Annotated in this window: 19 protein-coding genes; 9 read left to right on the plus strand and 10 right to left on the minus strand. The window is 67.6% G+C overall.

Annotated elements, in window-relative coordinates:
- The first annotated feature begins 33 nt into the window (after positions 1-33).
- Positions 34-132 (plus strand): helix-turn-helix domain-containing protein, encoded by a 99-nt coding sequence (locus WKW80_RS02895; protein WP_340362202.1) that lies wholly within the window; start codon positions 34-36, stop codon positions 130-132.
- Here the strand turns inward: WKW80_RS02895 and WKW80_RS02900 are convergent.
- The 4 genes from WKW80_RS02900 to WKW80_RS02915 all read right to left on the minus strand — a co-directional run bounded on the left by WKW80_RS02900 (position 101) and on the right by WKW80_RS02915 (position 3,436).
- Positions 101-1,081 (minus strand): Rossmann-like and DUF2520 domain-containing protein, encoded by a 981-nt coding sequence (locus WKW80_RS02900; protein WP_340362007.1) that lies wholly within the window; start codon positions 1,079-1,081, stop codon positions 101-103. The two genes, WKW80_RS02895 and WKW80_RS02900, sit on opposite strands and share 32 nt — an antisense overlap.
- Complete coding sequence (locus WKW80_RS02905) at positions 1,081-1,401, minus strand: SMP-30/gluconolactonase/LRE family protein (RefSeq protein WP_340362008.1); 321 nt, start codon at positions 1,399-1,401, stop codon at positions 1,081-1,083. The genes WKW80_RS02900 and WKW80_RS02905 overlap by 1 nt, the downstream gene beginning before the upstream one ends.
- A 107-nt stretch (positions 1,402-1,508) precedes the next feature.
- On the minus strand, positions 1,509-2,024 hold the full coding sequence (locus tag WKW80_RS02910) for a Rieske (2Fe-2S) protein (RefSeq protein WP_340362009.1): 516 nt from the start codon (positions 2,022-2,024) through the stop codon (positions 1,509-1,511).
- A gap of 287 nt (positions 2,025-2,311) precedes the next feature.
- Complete coding sequence (locus tag WKW80_RS02915) at positions 2,312-3,436, minus strand: helix-turn-helix domain-containing protein (RefSeq protein WP_340362010.1); 1,125 nt, start codon at positions 3,434-3,436, stop codon at positions 2,312-2,314.
- Positions 3,437-3,592: 156 nt separating this feature from the next.
- On the opposite strand from WKW80_RS02915, the gene WKW80_RS02920 reads away from it, so the two are divergent.
- From WKW80_RS02920 to WKW80_RS02955, 8 genes are all read left to right on the plus strand, one after another.
- Entirely contained in the window at positions 3,593-4,087 is a 495-nt protein-coding gene (locus WKW80_RS02920) for a (2Fe-2S)-binding protein (protein ID WP_340362011.1), read from the plus strand.
- A 16-nt stretch (positions 4,088-4,103) separates the two neighbouring features.
- Entirely contained in the window at positions 4,104-6,482 is a 2,379-nt protein-coding gene (locus WKW80_RS02925; RefSeq protein ID WP_340362012.1) for a xanthine dehydrogenase family protein molybdopterin-binding subunit, read from the plus strand.
- Positions 6,483-6,599: 117 nt separating this feature from the next.
- Positions 6,600-7,391 carry an FAD binding domain-containing protein gene (locus WKW80_RS02930; protein WP_340362013.1) on the plus strand — a complete coding sequence of 264 codons (792 nt, stop codon included), beginning with the start codon at positions 6,600-6,602 and terminating at the stop codon, positions 7,389-7,391.
- Between the two features lie 145 nt (positions 7,392-7,536).
- Positions 7,537-8,436 carry an AAA family ATPase gene (locus WKW80_RS02935; protein WP_340362014.1) on the plus strand — a complete coding sequence of 300 codons (900 nt, stop codon included), beginning with the start codon at positions 7,537-7,539 and terminating at the stop codon, positions 8,434-8,436.
- A gap of 22 nt (positions 8,437-8,458) precedes the next feature.
- Complete coding sequence (locus WKW80_RS02940) at positions 8,459-9,652, plus strand: vWA domain-containing protein (RefSeq protein ID WP_340362015.1); 1,194 nt, start codon at positions 8,459-8,461, stop codon at positions 9,650-9,652.
- A gap of 40 nt (positions 9,653-9,692) precedes the next feature.
- Positions 9,693-10,340 (plus strand): SRPBCC family protein, encoded by a 648-nt coding sequence (locus tag WKW80_RS02945; RefSeq protein WP_340362016.1) that lies wholly within the window; start codon positions 9,693-9,695, stop codon positions 10,338-10,340.
- Positions 10,341-10,352: 12 nt separating this feature from the next.
- Complete coding sequence (locus WKW80_RS02950; RefSeq protein ID WP_340362017.1) at positions 10,353-11,363, plus strand: XdhC family protein; 1,011 nt, start codon at positions 10,353-10,355, stop codon at positions 11,361-11,363.
- Between the two features lie 150 nt (positions 11,364-11,513).
- The gene (locus WKW80_RS02955) at positions 11,514-12,062 is read left to right on the plus strand and encodes a murein hydrolase activator EnvC family protein (protein WP_340362018.1); all 549 of its coding nucleotides are present in this window, start codon (positions 11,514-11,516) and stop codon (positions 12,060-12,062) included.
- A 12-nt stretch (positions 12,063-12,074) separates the two neighbouring features.
- Here the strand turns inward: WKW80_RS02955 and mnhG are convergent, their stop codons facing one another.
- From mnhG to WKW80_RS02985, 6 genes are all read right to left on the minus strand, one after another.
- Positions 12,075-12,422: a monovalent cation/H(+) antiporter subunit G gene (mnhG, locus tag WKW80_RS02960; RefSeq protein WP_340362203.1), complete on the minus strand. Its 348-nt coding sequence runs from the start codon at positions 12,420-12,422 to the stop codon at positions 12,075-12,077.
- Between the two features lie 5 nt (positions 12,423-12,427).
- Positions 12,428-12,706, minus strand: a complete 279-nt coding sequence (locus WKW80_RS02965) for a K+/H+ antiporter subunit F (RefSeq protein ID WP_340362019.1) — start codon at positions 12,704-12,706, stop codon at positions 12,428-12,430.
- Entirely contained in the window at positions 12,703-13,191 is a 489-nt protein-coding gene (locus tag WKW80_RS02970) for a Na+/H+ antiporter subunit E (RefSeq protein ID WP_340362020.1), read from the minus strand. The genes WKW80_RS02965 and WKW80_RS02970 overlap by 4 nt, the downstream gene beginning before the upstream one ends.
- Positions 13,188-14,882 (minus strand): monovalent cation/H+ antiporter subunit D, encoded by a 1,695-nt coding sequence (locus WKW80_RS02975; protein ID WP_340362021.1) that lies wholly within the window; start codon positions 14,880-14,882, stop codon positions 13,188-13,190. The genes WKW80_RS02970 and WKW80_RS02975 overlap by 4 nt, the downstream gene beginning before the upstream one ends.
- Positions 14,883-15,140: 258 nt before the next feature.
- Complete coding sequence (locus tag WKW80_RS02980) at positions 15,141-15,503, minus strand: Na+/H+ antiporter subunit C (protein WP_340362022.1); 363 nt, start codon at positions 15,501-15,503, stop codon at positions 15,141-15,143.
- Complete coding sequence (locus WKW80_RS02985; RefSeq protein ID WP_340362023.1) at positions 15,503-18,454, minus strand: monovalent cation/H+ antiporter subunit A; 2,952 nt, start codon at positions 18,452-18,454, stop codon at positions 15,503-15,505. The genes WKW80_RS02980 and WKW80_RS02985 overlap by 1 nt, the downstream gene beginning before the upstream one ends.
- Positions 18,455-18,481: the final 27 nt, after the last annotated feature.

The following is an 18,481-nucleotide window of genomic DNA, read 5'->3' on the forward strand; positions in this document are numbered from 1 at the left end:
GATGAACTGGAATTGCGCCTCGTCCGCGACGCGATGACGGCGACTGGCGGCAATCAGTCCGAAGCCGCGCGGCGACTGGGGATTTTGCGGGTGGGGTTGATCAAGAAGCCGACGCGTCTCGGGTCGAGGTGACGTGCGGATCCACGGCTTGCGGAGCGGATGCGCTCGTCGATTCATCCGCCGCGCGATCGAGGCTCTGGACTTGCAAGGCCGCTTGCAATACCGCTTCGAGCTGCCGCGCCGTGGACGCATCGATGGCACCTCCCTCCAGCGCCAACTTGACCGTGCTGCCGCACAGCACGCGATAGAAATCCAGCGTGTGGCTGCCCAATCCGCCCAGGGCAGCCACGTGCTTTTCGACCGAGCTCACGTCGCCGCGGGAAACCGGCCCGGGCATGCCGCGCGCAATGCCGGCGGATTCGATCGATGCCAGCGTGCCTTTTGCCATGGGCATCATGGCTTGCAGCGCGTCGGCCTCCGTCGCGCCCCATGATTCCCACACGCGCGCGGCCTCGGCGAAGAGGGCGTTGATGAACTGCGAGGTGAAGCCGGCCGCGGCGTGATAGCGGCCGCGCATGCCGGGCGGCAGGCGGTTGACGCGGCAGCCCAGTCGCTGCGCCAGCATGACGAGCGCGGCATTCAGGGTTTCGGATTCGGCCTCGATCGTGATGGTCGAGCCGGGCAGCGAAGCCACCGCGGCTTCGGGATCGCCGAAGGTCTGCATCGGATGAAAGCCGCCGATCGAGGCGCCCTGGTCCCTCGCGGCGGCGAGCGCATCGACCTCCGTGACGCCGCTGCAATGCACGACGGCGACGCCTGTGCGCCAGCGCAGCGCAGCCACGGCCCGGGCGATGGCGGCATCCGGCGTGGTGACGAAGACAAGATCGCAGCCATCGACCACTGCCTGCGCCGTCGTCGCTTCGCAGCCGTCGATGCGGGCGGCAAGCTCGGCCGCCCGGTCGTGCTGGTTGCTGGCCGCCGCGGTCACGCGCAGGCCGGCGCCCGCCAGGCTCCAGGCCAAAGCCTTGCCCAGTCGGCCCGCACCGATGAAGCCGATGCGCGGATCGAGGATGCCGTGCATCAGGCCCACCCATCGTTGAAGCGATGGCCGGGCACCACTTCCGGCGGCCGCGCGAAGGCCTCGAGCCTGCCGCTCACGCCATCGAACAGCGCGACCAGCAATCGGTCTTCGTCCGGGGGCGCGATGGAAGCCATCAGGTCGGGCATGGCCCATCTGTCGATGCGTCCTCTCTCGGGGTGCCGCCGGCGGATGGCGGGGCGGCGGGTTTCCACCCAGTAAAGGCATTGGCCCCGGTCGCCCCAGATCGGGCTTTCGCCCAGGGTGTCGGTCTGCGTGCCGACGCGCAGGGGCGCGACCTCGGCCGTGTGTCGTGTGTACATGTACAAATAGTAGGAGCCCGTTCGCAGCCGCGCCATCTGCATTGCGGCTATCGAGGTCTTTGAATCAGGGCAAGCCCGGCCTTCGCTTGGGGCAAAGAGCGCGTTGCCTATCGCTTCGGCGCACGGGTAATGCGCAGGATGTGCTGTTCCCTGAGTTCGAAGTCCGGAACATCCAGATCGGGCATCCGCAGCAACTGCGCGTCCTGGTCCGCGTACTGCTTGATGGCGCGGCCAGCGTAGTCCCATTCGCCAAAGCGGCAAGGGTCGTAGTACCCGCCTTGCCACGGGCGAACGGGCGCGTAGCGATCCGCGCCCTTGGGCACGTGTTCGACCTCGCATCCGTCGGCCGGGCTCACCAGGGAGTAGACGAAGAACGATGGACGCGGAGCCGCGATCGGACGCTGGTACCAGGTGTGGGTGGTTTGCGCCTGAAGGTCATCCAGCATCGCCTCGGTGGTTCGCACGAGGGCCAGCGGTGTACGTTGGAAGGTGTAGAACTTCGGGCTGCCCGTCGGAATCTCCGCAAGGTCGATGTCCAGGTAGGCCGCCTCCTTGCGTTCCAGCCCTGTCATCCAGTACACGAAGGCAACCCAGGCGCCCGTGGCGACAAGGATGGCGATCACAAGCAGAACGCGGCGTAGGGTCACTTCGTATCGAGGAAGTCAGCGACAAGATGAAGTCTTTCGGACTGGGTCCAGGATCCGCGTCCACGAAATGAATGATCCCACACGGGTCGCTATTCCGTGGGCACCGCCGTCGGCAATTCAGCCAGCGTGTACGCGCTGACCGTGGGATCAGCTCTCGATGGCAGATCGATGGCAGATCGATGGCATGCCCCGATGTACGCAACGTCACGACTGCGATGCAGCGTGGTTCCGGCGCCGTACCGCCGCCGCGCGAGCAGTGCGGTTCAGCGCCCGCCGCGCCCCAGCTTCCGGTATACCGTCGCGCGGCTGATGCCGAGCACGCGCGCCGCTGCGGCCACGTTGCCCCGGGCCTCGCCGACTGCCTTGCGGATCAGCGCGGTCTCGACATCGCGCAGGCGGGGCCGGGGCGCGAGATCGTCCAGGGTCGAGGCAGCCTCGCGCCCGGCGCGTGCGGCCTGGGGCCGCGCCTGCAACCGCAGTCCCGACCACAACGGCACCTCGATCACCGCCTCGTCCGCCCGTTGCGCGGCATCCCACAGCATCGTCCAGGGCAGGGCGAACAGGTCGCTCGCGTGCAGCAGCGGCGCCCCCGCCATCACCACCACCGGCTGATTGACCATCTCGCGCGCCGCCGCGTTGCTGGCCGTGACGCGGCCGTCGCGGTCGAGGCAGAGCAGTCCTTCGGATTCGGCATGGTCGCCCCAGCCGGGCCAGTTCAGGCGCACCAGCAGATCGTGCGGCTGCCGCAGCACCAGCGCGTTCTCGATGCTGCGCGCCGACAGCGCGGCCAGGTGCTTGAGTTCGGGGCGCTCGACCACGTTCACACCGCTCAGGTCAAGCATGCCGACGCACTCCCCGTCATGCCCGAACAGTGGGGCGCCGGCGCAGCTGAAGACGCTGGTGTCGTCGAAGAAGTGTTCTCCGCGGTGCAGCCACACCGGCTGCAATTCGGTCAGCGCCGCGCCGATGGCGGTCGTCCCCACCGCGCGTTCCGACAGGTCGACGCCGATGCGCGCAATGTCAGTGGCCACACGCTCCGCATTGGCCGGCACGCCGCGCGAGTCGATCACGATGCCGTGCGCATTGGTGAGGATCGCGAAGTAGCGGGTGCCGGCGATGGCGCGCGCCAGCCGGTCGAGCACCGGACCGGCCGCGGCGACCAGGCCGCGATTGCGTTCGCTCATGCGTTGCGCGTGCTGTGCCGACACGGCATCGAAATGGACGCGCTGCTGCGGCCTGTGCCCAGCCGACAGGCAGCGCTGCCACGAGCGCGTGATCCAGGGTGCGATGCGCGGGCTGTCGGAGGCGGCGGAGTCCATCACCTCGTGGCGCGCCTTCGCGATCGACGCGGTGCGTTCGGGTAGCAGGGCGGGAGGGGGCGGCAACATGCAGGGATTGTGGGCGTGCGCTGTTTCATTTTGAGAATTTCAAAGCAAGCCTGCAAGCGTCTAGGGTTTTGCCTAGCATCTCGCTTTCGACCCGCGCCGAAGATGCAACTCGCCGGAATCGGTCATCAGCCATCACCCTCAACAGGAGACAGCCAAATGCAGGTCAAGCTCACGGTCAACGGCCGCGAAGTAACGGTCGACGCGCCCCCCAATACCTTCCTGGTGCACGCCCTTCGCGAGCACCTCCACTTGACCGGTACCCACGTCGGCTGCGATACCGCCCAGTGCGGCGCCTGCACAGTCCATGTCAACGGCCGCGCCGTCAAGTCCTGCAACGTCCTCGTCGGCCAGGTGGCGGGCGCCAACATCACCACCATCGAAGGCATCGCCCAGCCCGATGGCACCATGCACCCGATGCAAGCCGCCTTCAAGGAGTGCCATGGCCTGCAATGCGGCTTCTGCACGCCCGGCATGGTGATGAGCGCCATCGACCTGTGCACGCACCACCCGAAGTCGAGCGAGACGGAGATCCGCTCGCTGCTCGACGGCAACATCTGCCGCTGCACGGGCTACCAGAACATCGTCAAGGCCGTCCAGATGGGTGGCGAAGCGATGCTTGCCGCGCCGGCCAAGTCCGCCGTCACGGCTTGAGCAAGGAGCACACATCATGGGTGCATCCGACTTCTCCAGGCTGCCGCACATCGGCGAGGCCCTGCGGCGCAAGGAAGACTATCGCTTCCTGACCGGCGCCGGCAACTACACCGACGACGTGACGCTGGCCAACCAGGCTTACTGCGTCTTCCTGCGTTCGCCGCACGCGCACGCGACCATCAAGTCCGTCGACACCGCCGCCGCGTCGAAGATGCCCGGCGTGGTCGGCATCTTCACCGGCAAGGACATCGAGGGAAAGATGGGCGGGCTGCCCTGCGGCTGGCTCATCAACAACCCCGACGGCACCCCGATGAAGGAGCCGATGCATCCGATCCTCGCGATCAACAAGGTGCGCTACGTGGGTGACCACGTCGCCATGATCGTGGCCGAATCGGTCGAGCAGGCGAAGAACGCGGCCGAGGCCATCGAGGTCGACTACGACGTGCACCAGGCGCTGGTCAGCGTGGCCGACGCGGCGAAGAAAGCGAGCGGCGTCACCATCCACGACGAGGCGCCCGACAACCAGTGCTACAAGTGGGCGATCGGCGACAAGGCGGCGGTCGACGCGGCCTTTGCGGGCGCGGCGCACGTCACCAAGCTGGACCTGGTCAACAACCGGCTGGTGCCCAATGCCATCGAGCCGCGCGTCGCCATCGGCAGCTTCAGCCGCGCCAACGACGAATACGTGCTGTACGTGTCCAACCAGAACCCGCACGTCGAGCGGCTGCTGATGACGGCCTTCGTGCTCGGCCTGCCGGAACACAAGGTGCGCGTGATCGCACCCGACGTGGGTGGCGGCTTCGGCTCCAAGATCTACCTGTATGCCGAGGACGTGTGCCTGACCTGGGCCTCGAAGCAGCTCAACCGCAGCATCAAGTGGACGGCCGACCGCTCGGAAGCCTTCCTCAGCGACGCGCACGGCCGCGACCATGTGAGCCATGCCGAGATGGCGATGGACAGCCAGGGCAAGTTCCTCGCCCTCCGGGTGCACACCGATGCCAACCTCGGCGCCTACCTGTCGACCTTCGCGACGGCGGTGCCGACCATCCTCTACGCGACGCTGCTCGCCGGCCAGTACACGACGCCGCAGATCTACGTCGAGGTCGATGCGTGGTTCACCAACACCGCGCCGGTCGATGCCTACCGCGGCGCGGGCAGGCCCGAGGCAACGTATCTGCTGGAGCGCCTGGTGTCGCGCTGCGCCTGGGAAATGAAGCTCGGCCAGGACGAGATCCGCAAGCGCAACTTCATCTCCGCCTTCCCGTACCAGACGCCGGTGGCGCTGCAGTACGACACCGGCGACTTCCATGCCTGCATGGACAAGTCCAAGGCGTTGGCGGACGTGGCCGGCTACGCTGCGCGCAAGTCGGCGACCGAGGCCCAGGGCAAGCTGCGCGGCATCGGCTATTCCAGCTACATCGAGGCCTGCGGCATTGCGCCGTCGAACATCGCGGGCGCGCTCGGTGCGCGTGCCGGCCTGTTCGAATGCGGCGAGATCCGCGTGCATCCGACCGGCAGCGTGACCGTGTTCACCGGCTCGCACAGCCACGGCCAGGGCCATGAAACGACCTTCGCGCAGGTGGTGGCGGCGCGCCTCGGCATCTCGCCGGAAGCGGTCGACGTGGTGCACGGCGACACCGGCCGCGTGCCCTTCGGCATGGGCACCTACGGCTCGCGCTCGATCTCGGTCGGCGGCGCCGCGATCATGAAGGCGCTGGACAAGATCGAGGCCAAGGCCAAGAAGATCGCGGCGCACCTGATGGAGGCCAGCGATGCCGACATCGAGTTCGCCAACGGCGAGTTCACCGTCAAGGGAACCGACAAGAAGATCCCCTTCGGCCAGGTGGCGCTGACGGCCTACGTGCCGCACAACTACCCGCTCGACAAGCTGGAGCCGGGACTGAACGAGACCGCCTTCTACGACCCCACCAACTTCACCTTCCCGGGCGGCACCTACATCTGTGAGGTGGAAGTCGACAAGGGCACGGGCGAGGTCAAGGTCGACCGGTTCACCGCGGTGGACGACTTCGGCACCATCATCAACCCGATGATCGTCGAGGGCCAGGTGCATGGCGGGATCGTCCAGGGCATCGGCCAGGCGCTGATGGAGAACTGCGTATACGACAAGGAAAGCGGGCAACTGCTCACCGGCAGCTTCATGGACTACGCCATGCCGCGCGCCGAGGACTTCCCGCAATTCAAGCTCGACACCGTGTGCACGCCTTGCACGCACAACTCGCTGGGCACCAAGGGCTGCGGCGAGGCGGGCGCCATCGGCTCGCCGCCAGCGGTCATCAACGCGGTGCTGGATGCGCTCGCGCCGCTCGGCGTGAAGGATATCGACATGCCCGCGTCGCCGAACCGCGTGTGGGAAGCCATGCAGGCGGTGAAGTGAACCACCCCCGATGCGCCTGCGGCGCCTCCCCCTCGAGGGGGCACCACCCGCGGCCAGGCAAAGCCGGTTCCGCGGTGGTCCTTGCCTTGCCGTGCCAATAAAGAGGAGATCTCCATCATGTACGCCTTCACACTCGAACGTCCCGCCACGGTGGCCGATGCGGTCAAGCTGGCCGCGGCCGGCGGCAAGCCGCTCGCCGGCGGCCAGACGCTGCTGGCCTCGATGAAGCTGCGCCTGTCGGCGCCCGAGCAACTCGTCGACCTCGGTGGCATCAAGGAACTCACTGGCATCCGCAAAGACGGCAATACGCTCGTCATCGGTGCGATGTCGCGCCACCTGGACGTGGCCAACAACGCCGACGTCAAGGCCGCCTACCCGGCGCTGGCCGACCTGGCCTCGCGCATCGGCGACCGGCAGGTGCGCGCGATGGGCACCATCGGCGGCTCGGTGGCCAACAACGATCCGGCGGCCTGCTACCCCAGCGGCGTGCTCGGCTCGGGCGCGACCATCGTCACCAGCAAGCGCGAGATTGCTGCGGATGATTTCTTCGTCGGCCTGTTCACCACTGCGCTCGAAGACGGCGAACTCATCACCGCCATCCGCTTCCCGATCCCGAAGCGGGCGGTGTACGAGAAGCTGCTGCAGAAGGCATCGCACTTCCCGCTGGTCGGCGTGTTCCTGGCGCAGTACGACAGCGGCGTGCGCGTGGCCGTCACCGGTGCGGGCAACGGCGTGTTCCGGCACAAGGGCCTGGAGGATGCGCTGAACAAGAGCTTCACGCCCGAGGCAGCCGCGGCGGTGAAGATCGATGCGAGCGAACTCAATTCCGACCTGCACGCGTCGGCGGCCTATCGCGCCAACCTGATCAGCGTGCTGACGCAGCGGGCCGTGGCGAAGGCGGTGGGTTGATCCTGCATACGGCCAACCGAAGAACTACGGGCAGCCGAACGCAAAGGGCGCGCGGGCTGCGCAAGGGACGCCGGAAAGCCAGGGAGAATATTGGGCAAGATTCTCCTTGGCGACTCCAGCACCTTCGCGGCCCCTGCGTTCAAACATGACTTTCACATCCATCGACGGCGTCGCGCACGGCCTCCAGCAAGAAGGCTACTTTGCCGACAGGCGGCTTGCGACGGCCGTGTTCCTCGCGCTCAAGCTGCAGCGTCCGCTGCTGCTCGAAGGCGAGCCCGGCGTCGGCAAGACCGAACTGGCGAAGGCGCTTGCCAAGGCGCTGGGCCGCGAGCTGCTGCGCCTGCAGTGCTACGACGGGCTGGAGCAGCGCGAAGCCCTCTACGAATGGAACTACGCCGCGCAGTTGCTGCATATGCGTGCGGCCGAGGCGCATGGCGCATCGAGCGACATCGAGTCCGAGGTCTACCAGCCGCGCTATCTCGTGCGCCGCCCGTTGTTGCAGGCGCTGCAGGCGCCGGCACCCGGCGCGGTGCTGCTGATCGACGAGGTCGACCGCGCCGACGAGCCCTTCGAAGCCTTCCTGCTCGAATACCTGGGCGAGTACCAGGTCAGCATTCCCGAACTCGGCACGGTGCGCGCGCTGGTGCCGCCGGTCACCATCCTCACGAGCAACCGCACGCGCGAGCTCAACGATGCTGTCAAGCGGCGCTGCCTCTACCACTGGCTCGACTATCCGGAGCGCGAGCGCGAACTGGCCATCGTGCGCGCGCAGGCGCCGCAGGCCGGCGAAGTGTTGTCGGAGCAGGTCGCCACCTTCGTCGGCAAGCTGCGGTCCACGCCGTTCAGCAATGCTTTCCAGCGCGCGCCCGGCATCGCCGAAAGCGTGGAATGGGCGAAAGCGCTGGTCGCCCTGGACACCCTCGAGCTCGACCCCGAAGTTGTGGTCGACACCGCCGGCATCCTCTTCAAGCAGCGCGACGACGTGGCCGCCCTGACGCGCGAGCTGGCCGCCGACCTGCTGAAACCGGAGGAGGCGGGGGCATGACGCCGGTCGCGGCCGTGGCGCCATGCAGCAACTAGGCGATGCCCGCCGCGGCAAGCTGGCCGGCAACATGGCCGCGTTCGGCCGTGCCCTGCGCCGCGCCGGCGTCCGGACTGATTCGGCGCGCATCGCGCTGGCGGCCGAGGCCGCCGCGCTGGTCGGCGTCGACAGCCGTCTCGACCTCGCCGCCGCGATGGAATCCGTGATGATCAGCCGCGAGCAGGACCGCATGGTGTTCCGCGAACTGTTCGACGCCTGGTTCCGCGACCCCGAGCTCGCGAAGAAGATCCTGCGGCAGATGCTGCCGAGCGCCGAAGGCAAGGCCGAGCCCGTCAAGCGCCGGCCGCGCGTGCGCGAGGCGCTGGCCGCGCCAAGCCCCAAGGTCATGCCTGCGAAGAACGAGCGCGAAGTCGAGTTCGACGCCGCCATGACCGCCAGCGATCGCCGGCGCCTGCAGCATGCCGACTTCAACGCGCTGGGCGCCGCCGAATACCAGCTGGTCGAACGGCTGGCCCGCGAGATCGCACTGCCGGTGCCCGAGCTTCCGGCACGGCGCCTGCGCGTGGCCAGCGGCGCCAGCACACATTCGCGCATGCACTGGCCCGGCGTGCTGCACCAGGCCGCGCGCACCGGCGGCGAGTTGATCCGCCTGCCGCGCCTGGAGCGTCGCCGGCAACCGCTGCCGCTGCTCGTGCTGGTCGACGTCTCCGGCTCGATGGAGCGCTATGCCCGCCTGCTGCTCGCCTTCCTGCATGCGGCCACGCGCCGGGCCGGCCGGCGCGACGTATTCGCGTTCGGCACGCACCTGACCGACCTGACGCCCGCTTTCCGCATCGCCGACACCGACGCGATGCTCGAGGCCGCCGGCGCCGCCATCGACGACTTTGCCGGCGGCACGCGCCTCGGCGGTTCGTTGGTCCAGCTGCGCCGCCGCCATGCGAGAAGGCTGACCGGTCGCCGTACCCTGGTGCTGATCATCAGCGACGGCCTCGACACCGGCGAGCCGGCCGAACTGGAGCACGAACTGCTCTGGCTCAAGCGCCATTCGCGCAAGCTGCTGTGGCTCAACCCGCTGATGCGCTACGAGGGCTATGCACCCCTTGCGCGTGGTGCGGCTTTGCTGCATCGCCATGCGGACGCGATGCTCGCGGTCCACAATTTGACCGCACTGGCGCAATTAGCCACGAGCCTTGCGGCGCTCATGAAAGCGGGGCGTTGAGAAGCCGCCGCGAACGACCTCACAAGAGAAGGAATCCACCATGGAAATGCTCGGCACCCGCCAGCTCGGCGTCACGCAACAACAGGCGTGGGAAGCACTCAACGACCCCGAGACGCTGAAAGCCTGCCTGGCAGGATGCGACAAGTTCGAGCCCGCCGGCAGCGACACCTATGTGGTCGGCATGGCCGTCAAGGTCGGTCCGGTCTCGGCCAAGTTCAACGGCAAGGTCACGCTTTCCGACATCGTCCCGCCGCAAAGCTACAAGCTGTCGTTCGAAGGGCAGGGCGGCGTCGCCGGTTTCGGCAAGGGCTCGTCCGCCGTCTCGTTGACGCCCAACGCCGGAGGCTGCGAACTCGGCTACACCGTGCAGGCGCAGGTCGGCGGCAAGATCGCGCAGTTGGGCCAGCGGCTGATCGACGGCGCCGCCAAGTCGATGGCCGATGATTTCTTCAAGCGCTTCGACACGATCATGGCCGAGCGCTACGCACCCGCCGTGGCCGCCACTGCGGCGAACGACGACGAGGATGAAGGCGGCACGTCCTTCGGCAGCATCGATTCGCCTGCGCCCCGCACACGGCCGATGACACCTGCCGGCGCGTCTTCCCCGGGCGGGTCGAGCCAGAAGTGGATCTGGGTCGTCGTGGCCATCGTCGTGGCCGTCGGCGCCTACCTCTACATGCGCGGCTGAGGACCCACGGCCATGGAAAACCTCGATGTGATGGTGCTGCGAACCTTGCGCGACTGGCGCCTGGCCGGCCGCCGCGCCATGCTGACCACCGTCGTGCGCACCTGGGGCTCGTCACCCCGGCCAGTCGGCTCGATCATGGCGCTGGCGGAAGACGGCGTCGTGGTCGGCTCGGTGTCGGGCGGCTGTATCGAAGACGACCTGGTCGCACGCTATTCGCGGATCCATGGTTCTGGCGCGATGCCCCACGGTGCGCCCACGCTGGTCAAATACGGCATCACCGCCGACGAAGCTCATCGCTTCGGCCTGCCCTGCGGCGGCACCCTGGAATTGCTGCTCGAATACGACCCCGAGCCGCAACCGCTGGAGGCGCTCGTCGCCCAACTCGAGCAGGGCAAGCTGATGCGCCGCACCGTTCGGCTGGCCGACGGCGGCGTCACGCTGGCCGAAGCCTCGTCGCCGGCCGAGCTCGCCGTGAACGAGCACGAGCTGGTCAACACCTTCGGCCCCGAGTACCGCATGCTGCTCATCGGCGCCGGACAGCTGGCCGAATACCTCGCCACCATGGCGCGCTTCAGCGGCTTTGCCGTCACCCTGTGCGACCCGCGCGCCGAGTACCGCAGTGCCTGGGCCGTGCCCGGCGTCACCATCTCCACCGAGATGCCCGACGACGCCGTCATCGCCTTCCAGCCCGACCGCCGCAGTTGCGTGGTCGCCCTGACCCACGATCCCAAGCTCGACGACCTGGCACTGCTGGAAGCGTTGCAGAGCGATGCCTTCTACGTCGGCGCCATCGGCTCGCGCCGCAACGCGGACGCGCGACGTGACCGCATGATCGAGCACTTCGATCAGACCCACGAATCGCTGGCCCGCCTGCGCGGCCCGATCGGCATCTACATCGGCAGCAAGACGCCGCCGGAAATCGCGGTGAGCGTGATGGCGGAGATTCTTGCCGTCAAGAATGCGGTGGTGTTGCCGCGCGAGACTGAAGTGGCGCATGCCAAGGCTCTGCAGGAAGCCGATTGACGTTGAACATTCACGGGATCGCGTTCGGAGCGCGGCTACGTCGAGTCTGCGGATTTGTGGACCGCAGAATCGGGTTGTGATGTATAAAACCTTGGTCTGGCATGACGTTGTCGCACCTGATCGTCGATCCATCACGGCCGGCAGGCAGATATGCACCACTCACGCAGTCCTATTACTTCGGCCCTTGACACCCTTTGCACCGGCTTTTGGGCAGTCGCACTGATCGGCATCGCGGGCTGCGCCAGCGACCGGGTCCCCCTGCCACCGCTACCGCCGTTGCCCGCTTCGACGACCGGCCCCGCAGCGCCAGTGGTTGCGCCCCGGTCCACGGCTGCCTACATCCGGCCAGCTCGTGGCCCGGTTCTCGCCCGATACGACCGCGATCGAAACAAGGGACTCGACATCGCAGGCATGGTGGGCGAGCCAGTGCTGGCGGCACGCGACGGGCGCGTGGTGCTCGTGAGCAGTGCGCTGGCGGAATACGGCACGATGGTCGTCGTCAAGCATGACGAGACCTTCATCACGGCCTATGCGCATGTCGGCCGCGTGCTCGTCAAGGAAGACGAAGTGGTTCGGCAAGGCCAGCAGATCGCCGAGATGGGCAGCAGCGGCGCCAACCGCGTGATGCTTCATTTCGAGATCAGGAAGCAGGGTGTTGCACAGGACCCCGAGCCCTACCTGAGCGGCGAGTTGCACTGATCCGCGACAAGGCTACGCATCGTCCGGCGAGGCAGCCTCGGCCGCCTCCCGGTTGCCTTTTCGTTCACGGAACAGCGCTGCGCGCATCAGGAATATGGTGGTGACCGGCGCCGTCAGCGCAACGAACAGCGCAATCAGCCCCGCGTGCAGGAACAGGTGGAGCCCCTGCACCGAGAAATAGATGCCGGTTGCCAGGGTGATGCACCAGACGCCGAGCGTCGCACCCAGCGTCGGCGCGTGGATCCGGCGGAAGAAGGTCGGCAATCGGACCAGGCCGAACGAGCCGATCGCGGCGAACGCGGCCCCGAGCACGGCGAAGACGGCCGTCAGGATTTCCGCCCACAGCGGCAAGGCCTCCATCGGGTTCACTCGATCACCTCCCCGCGCAACAGGAACTTCGCCATCGCCGTCGATCCCACGAAGCCGAACAGCGCAATCAGCAGAGCGGCCTCGAAGTACACGCTGCTCGCGTAGATGATGCCGAGCACCAGCATCATCAGCATGCCGTTGATGTAGAGGCAGTCGAGCGCCATCACGCGGTCCTGCGCAGTGGGGCCGATGAGCAGGCGGGCCAACGCGCAGAGCATCGCAACCGCGAGCAGGAAGAGGGCCCCCTTCAGAGCCCAGAACAGCACGGGCGTCATTCGAAGATCTCCATCAGCAGGCGCTCGTAGCGCTGCTTGACCAGCGCGATGAAGGCCTCTTCGTCGTCCACGTCGAACACGTGGATCAGCAGCGTCGACCGGTCCAGCGCCAACTCCGCCCAGGCCGTGCCGGGCGTGAGGCACAGCACCATCGCCAGCATGGCCAGGCCGTTCGGATCGCGCAAGTCCAGTGGCACACGCACGAAGCGCGACCGGATGGCGCGGGTGCGGCGCGTCAGCAGCAACCGTGCAACGTCCAACGCCGACACCACCAGGTCCACCGCCACATGGCCCGCCAGCTTGAACAGCAAGGCCGGGCGGCGCACGTGCGCGCCAGCCGGCCGCAAGCTCCGGGTGATCAGCGGCACCGCAATGGCCAGCACGGCGGCCAGCAGCAAGGTGCCGGCATCCACCGACTGGTTCAGCAGCACCCACACCACGAAAAGCACAACCGACAGCGGCGGCAACGGTATCCAGCGATTCATGGCGCACGCTTTCCGGGAACGGGGTTGGGCACCTGCCGGGCACTCATCACGGCCTTGCGATAGGCGGTCGGGGTGAACAAGCCCTTGGCCGTCGCGGTGGCGTGCTGCATGACCGCCCCTGCTTCGGTCGTCAGCGCCACGCACGCGAGCAGCAACGCGGCCACCGGCACCACCTCGACCGCGCGCAGCACCGGTCGACTCGACACCGGATGGGTCCAGAAGTGCCGCACGCCGGCGCGGCTCATCGCCACCAGCGTGAGAAAACCGGACACCAGCAGCAGCACCATGAAAGTCCAGCTTGCCGCGCCCACCTCGCGTGCGTCGAGCAAGCCTGACAGCATCGCGAACTTCCCGATGAAACCCGAGAACGGCGGCAGGCCCGCGAGCAGCAGCGTGCAGCCGATGAAGCCCAGGCCGAGGAAGGCGATCCCCGCCGGAATGGCGCGCCCATAGAGCGCCTGCTGATCGTCGTCCAGGTTGACGTCTTGAAGCGGCTGGAGGTCGGGCGCAAGAAACGGTGCGTCACCGGCGCTCTCGTGCGGCGCGATGCTGGCGCCCTCGTTGCGCCAGCGCTCGATCATGTCGATCAGCAGGAAGAACGCGCTCACCGCCAGCGTCGAACTCAGCAGGTAGTAGACCGCGCCGGCCCACACGGCCGGCTGGCCGAGGCCGATGGCCGTCAGCAGCGTCCCGGCCGACACCAGCACGCTGAACCCCGCCAGGTTCGACATGCGCTGCGTGCCGACGATGCCGAGCGCGCCGACAAATAGCGTGGTCATCCCGAACCCCATCAGCACGTTATGGCCGATCTGCGCCGACGCGCCGGTGTCGGGCGCGAACAGCAGCGTCCACAGCCGCAGGATGGCGTAGATGCCCAGCTTGGTCAGCAGCGCGAACACCGCACTCACCGGCGACACGGCCGCGCTGTAGGCCGGCACCAGCCAGAAGTTGAGCGGCCACGCGCCGGCCTTCGCGAAGAAGGCGGTGAAGAGGATGGCCGTTGCCGCATGCACCAGGCCGCGGTCGGCCGGCGCGATCTGCGCGATGCGCATGCCGATGTCCGCCATGTTCAGCGTGCCCGTCGCACCGTAGAGCATCGAGGCGCCGATCAGGAACAGCGATGAAGCCGCCAGGTTGAGCGCGACGTAGTGCAATCCGGCCTGCACGCGCAGCTTGCCCGAGCCATGCAGCAGCAGGCCATAGGAAGCGGCCAGCATCACCTCGAAGAACACGAACAGGTTGAACAGGTCGCCGGTCAGGAAGGCGCCGTTCAGGCCCATCAGCTGCAACTGCAGCAGCGCGTGGAAATGCACGCCGGCGCGGTCCCAGCGCGATGTCGAATAGACCGAGGCCGCAAATCCGATCACGCCGGTAAGCGCCACCATCAGCGTTGACAACCGATCGGCCACCAGCACGATGCCGAAGGGCGCGTGCCAGTTGCCGGGCAGGTACACGCCGATGGAGCCGGGGCCGCTGCCGGTGTCGGGCGCATTCACCCAGCGCAGCAATGCGAGCGCGGCGATGAGCCCGACCAGCCCCGCCGCCACGCTCAATGCGGCCTTCGCGCGGCGCCGCTGCTCGTTCAGCAACATCATCAGCGCCGCCGTCAGCATGGGTACGAGGATCGGCACCGCCACCAGGTGCGGCATCGTGGCTTCGAGGAGGCGGTCGAGCAGTTGGATGGCGCTCATGAGGCAAGCTCCGTGACGCGCATTGAGGTGCGAGCTTGCCTGGGGCGGCCCGGCGCGGGGCGCATTGGGCAACCTTCGTGCTTCGCACTGCGGTGCGAGCTTGCTTGGGAGCGGCCCGGCGCGGCGCTCATTGGGCAACCTTCGTGCTTCGCACTGCGGTGCGAGCTTGCTTGGGGACGGCCCGGCGCGGCGCTCATTGGGTAACCTTCGTGCTTCGCACTGCGGTGCGAGCTTTCTTGGGGCGGCCCGGCGCGGCGCTCATGCTTCCCGACCTCCGTCGCTGGCCTTCTTGTCCCCATCCACATGGTCGTTGCCGGCCAGGCCGCGCGAGGCCAGGATCACGACGAGGAAGAGAGCGGTCATCGCAAAGCCGATGACGATGGCCGTGAGCACCAGCGCCTGCGGCATCGGGTCGGCGGTGTTCGCCAGCGTGGCGCGGAAGCCCGGCGTGAGCACCGGCTCGCTGTCGACCATCAACCGGCCCATGCTGAACATGAACAGATTGACCGCGTACGACAGCAGCGTGAGCCCCATGATCACCTGGAAGGTTCGCGGGCGCAGGATGAGGTAGACGCCCGACGCCGCCAATACGCCGATGGCAATGGCCAGCACGGCTTCCATCAGCGCGCGCCTCCGGCGTCGGTTGCGAGTCCGGCCGCCAGGCGCTCGGCTTCCTTCTCTTCCTGTTCCGCCACCCAGCGATGGCTGCGGATCGACTGGTGGGCCAGCGCCGTGAGGATCAGCATGGTCGAGCCGAGCACCAATGCAAACACGCCGGTGTCGAAGAACAGCGCGCTGGGCACATGCACCTCGCCCAGCACCGGCAAATACAGGTGCGCGGTATGCGTGGTCATGAACGGATAGCCCAGCACCACCGAGCCGGCACCGGTGGCCAGCGCCAGCAGCATGCCGGCGGCGATCCAGCGGCGCGGGTAGATGCGCAAGTGCTCTTCGACCCATTCGGTGCCCGACACAATGAACTGCAGCAGCAGCGCCACCGACATCACCAGGCCCGCGACAAAGCCGCCACCGGGCGCGTTGTGGCCGCGCATGAAGAAGTACACCGACACCAGAACCGACAGCGGCAGCAGGAGCCGGATCAGCACCGCCGGCACCATCAGGTAGCCGACAGCGGTGTCCTTCGCGAGCCGCGGATTCAGCAGGTCGGTGCTGCCATCGTCGGCCTGCGCGCGCTGTTGCGGCGGCAGCGCCATCGATTCGGGTGCGGGCCGGAAGCGCCGCAGCAACGCATACACCGTGAGCGCGACCACGCCGAGCACGGTGATCTCGCCGAAGGTGTCGAAACCGCGGAAGTCGACCAGCATCACGTTGACGACGTTCGTGCCGCCGCCCTCGGTCAGCGCGCGGTCCAGGAAGAAGGGCGAGATGCTTGACGGAAACGGCCGCGTCATCATCGTCCACGCCAACGCCGCCATCCCGCAACCGGCGCTTGCAGCCACCGTCAGGTCGCGTCCGCGCCGGGCCCATGGCCGAAGCCCGGCCTCCATCGGTTGCGGCATTTCCTTGCGCATCGGCAGCCAGCGCAAGCCCAGCAGGATCAGCACCGTGGTAACGGTCTCTACCACCAGCTGGGTCAAGGCCAGGTCGGGCGCGGAGAACCAGATGTAGGTGATGCAGCAGGTCAGCCCCGCGCCAGCCGCCAGCATCAACGATGCGAGCCGGTGGAACTTGGCCTGCCATGCCGCAGCGACGGCACAGATGCCGCCGATGAGCCAGGTCATCGCGAACATCGGCGAGAAGGGCAGCAGTTCACGCGTGCCGCGCGACGCGGGCGTGAGCCACAGCGCTGCGCCCGCCTGGACTATCGCCACCAGCACCAGCAGAAGCAACTGCACCTGCAGCCGGCGCGTGCCCAGCAGCCGGCGGCCTCGCCGCCCCGCCTCGCTGAGCCGCGCCATCAGGTTCTCGAAGATCCGCTGTCCGTCGAAGCGATGCAGGCCCGGCGTGCGCGCAAGCCCACCGCGATCGCGACGGCGGCGCTGCAGCATGAACAACACCAAGCCGCCCGCGAGCGCGATAAAGCTCATCATCAGCGGCTGGTTGAAGCCGTGCCACAAGGCAAGGCTGTATTCAGGCAACACACCACCCACCACCGGCCGCGCGGCCGCCGCCAGCAGCGGTCCGATCGACCATGCCGGCACCACGCCCACCACCAGGCACGCCAGCACGAGAAGTTCGACCGGTACGCGCATCCAGTGCGGCGGCTCGTGCGGCGTCTTGGGCACATCCGGTCCGCAAGGCGGCCCGAAGAACACGTCGAACACGAAGCGCGCCGAATAGGTCACGCTGAAAATCCCGCCGAGCGTGGCGACGACGGGCAAGGTCCATTCCACCCACGGCGCAGCGTCGACGAGCACCGCCTCGGCGAAGAACATTTCTTTCGACAGGAAACCGTTGAGCAGCGGCACGCCCGCCATCGCCGCGCTCGCGATGATGGCGAGCGTCCCGGTGATGGGCATCAGCTTGATCAGCCCGCTGAGCTTGCGGATGTCGCGCGTGCCGGACTCATGGTCGATGATGCCGGCCGCCATGAACAACGAGGCCTTGAAAGTCGCGTGGTTCATCACATGGAACACCGCCGCCACGGCGGCCAGGTCGCTGTTCAAGCCCAGCAGGAGCACGATCAGGCCCAGGTGCGAAATGGTCGAGTAGGCGAGCAGCGCCTTGAGGTCGCGCTGGAACATGGCCACGTATCCGCCGAGCAGCAGTGTGACGGCACCGGCGCCGCCCACCATCCAGAACCATTGCTCGGTGCCCGACAGCACTGGCCAGAGTCGCGCCAGCAGGAACACGCCGAGCTTCACCATCGTGGCCGAGTGCAGGTACGCCGACACCGGCGTTGGTGCGGCCATGGCGCGCGGCAGCCAGAAGTGGAACGGGAACTGCGCGCTCTTCGTGAACGCGCCCAGCAGCACCAGAACCAGCATCACCGGGTAGAGCGAATGCGCGCGAATCGCCTTGCCCGCTGCCAGCACCTTGTCGAGTTCGTAGCTGCCGACGATGTGTCCCAGCACCAGCACCCCTGCAAGCAGGCAAAGCCCACCGGCGCCCGTCACGGTCAGCGCCATGCGCGCCCCGCGTCGCGCGTCGCGGCGGTGGTGCCAATAGCCGATCAGCAGGAACGAGAACAGGCTCGTCAGCTCCCAGAACAACACCATCTGCACCAGGTCGCCCGACAGCACCACGCCCATCATCGCGCCCATGAAGGCCAGGAAGAACGAGAAGAAGCGCGGTACCGGGTCCGAGGGCGACATGTAGTAGCGCGCATACAGCACCACCAGCGTCCCGATGCCCAGCACCAGCATGCAGAACAGCCACGCAAAGCCGTCGAGGCGGAAGACCAGGTTGAGCCCGAGCGAGGGCAGCCATTCGTACTGCTCGCGTATCACCTTGCCGCTGGCGACGTGCGGAAACAGCCATGCCACCTGCGCCGCGCAGCCGAGCGCGACGAGTCCTGCAAGCGTCGACTCCCGGTTGCGTGCGTTCGACGGCATCAGCGCCGCCAATACGCTGGCAATGAAGGGGAGTGCGACGAGCAGGACCAAGGGCATCGACGGCGATTATCGGTCGACCCCCGT

Origin of the sequence: Variovorax humicola (assembly GCF_037889915.1) — a bacterium.
GTDB lineage: Bacteria > Pseudomonadota > Gammaproteobacteria > Burkholderiales > Burkholderiaceae_C > Variovorax > Variovorax humicola.

Coding starts and splice junctions, on each gene's coding strand:
- WKW80_RS02935 (WP_340362014.1), top strand. CDS start 7,537: ATGACTTTCACATCCATCGACGGCGTCGCGCACGGCCTCCAGCAAGAA.
- WKW80_RS02955 (WP_340362018.1), top strand. CDS start 11,514: ATGCACCACTCACGCAGTCCTATTACTTCGGCCCTTGACACCCTTTGC.
- WKW80_RS02940 (WP_340362015.1), top strand. CDS start 8,459: ATGCAGCAACTAGGCGATGCCCGCCGCGGCAAGCTGGCCGGCAACATG.
- WKW80_RS02950 (WP_340362017.1), top strand. CDS start 10,353: ATGGAAAACCTCGATGTGATGGTGCTGCGAACCTTGCGCGACTGGCGC.
- WKW80_RS02900 (WP_340362007.1), bottom strand. CDS start 1,081: ATGCACGGCATCCTCGATCCGCGCATCGGCTTCATCGGTGCGGGCCGA.
- WKW80_RS02945 (WP_340362016.1), top strand. CDS start 9,693: ATGGAAATGCTCGGCACCCGCCAGCTCGGCGTCACGCAACAACAGGCG.
- WKW80_RS02930 (WP_340362013.1), top strand. CDS start 6,600: ATGTACGCCTTCACACTCGAACGTCCCGCCACGGTGGCCGATGCGGTC.
- WKW80_RS02925 (WP_340362012.1), top strand. CDS start 4,104: ATGGGTGCATCCGACTTCTCCAGGCTGCCGCACATCGGCGAGGCCCTG.
- WKW80_RS02915 (WP_340362010.1), bottom strand. CDS start 3,436: ATGTTGCCGCCCCCTCCCGCCCTGCTACCCGAACGCACCGCGTCGATC.
- WKW80_RS02965 (WP_340362019.1), bottom strand. CDS start 12,706: ATGACGCCCGTGCTGTTCTGGGCTCTGAAGGGGGCCCTCTTCCTGCTC.
- WKW80_RS02980 (WP_340362022.1), bottom strand. CDS start 15,503: ATGGAAGCCGTGCTGGCCATTGCCATCGGCGTATTGGCGGCGTCGGGC.
- WKW80_RS02985 (WP_340362023.1), bottom strand. CDS start 18,454: ATGCCCTTGGTCCTGCTCGTCGCACTCCCCTTCATTGCCAGCGTATTG.
- WKW80_RS02895 (WP_340362202.1), top strand. CDS start 34: ATGACGGCGACTGGCGGCAATCAGTCCGAAGCCGCGCGGCGACTGGGG.
- WKW80_RS02970 (WP_340362020.1), bottom strand. CDS start 13,191: ATGAATCGCTGGATACCGTTGCCGCCGCTGTCGGTTGTGCTTTTCGTG.
- WKW80_RS02975 (WP_340362021.1), bottom strand. CDS start 14,882: ATGAGCGCCATCCAACTGCTCGACCGCCTCCTCGAAGCCACGATGCCG.
- WKW80_RS02920 (WP_340362011.1), top strand. CDS start 3,593: ATGCAGGTCAAGCTCACGGTCAACGGCCGCGAAGTAACGGTCGACGCG.
- WKW80_RS02905 (WP_340362008.1), bottom strand. CDS start 1,401: ATGTACACACGACACACGGCCGAGGTCGCGCCCCTGCGCGTCGGCACG.
- mnhG (WP_340362203.1), bottom strand. CDS start 12,422: ATGGAGGCCTTGCCGCTGTGGGCGGAAATCCTGACGGCCGTCTTCGCC.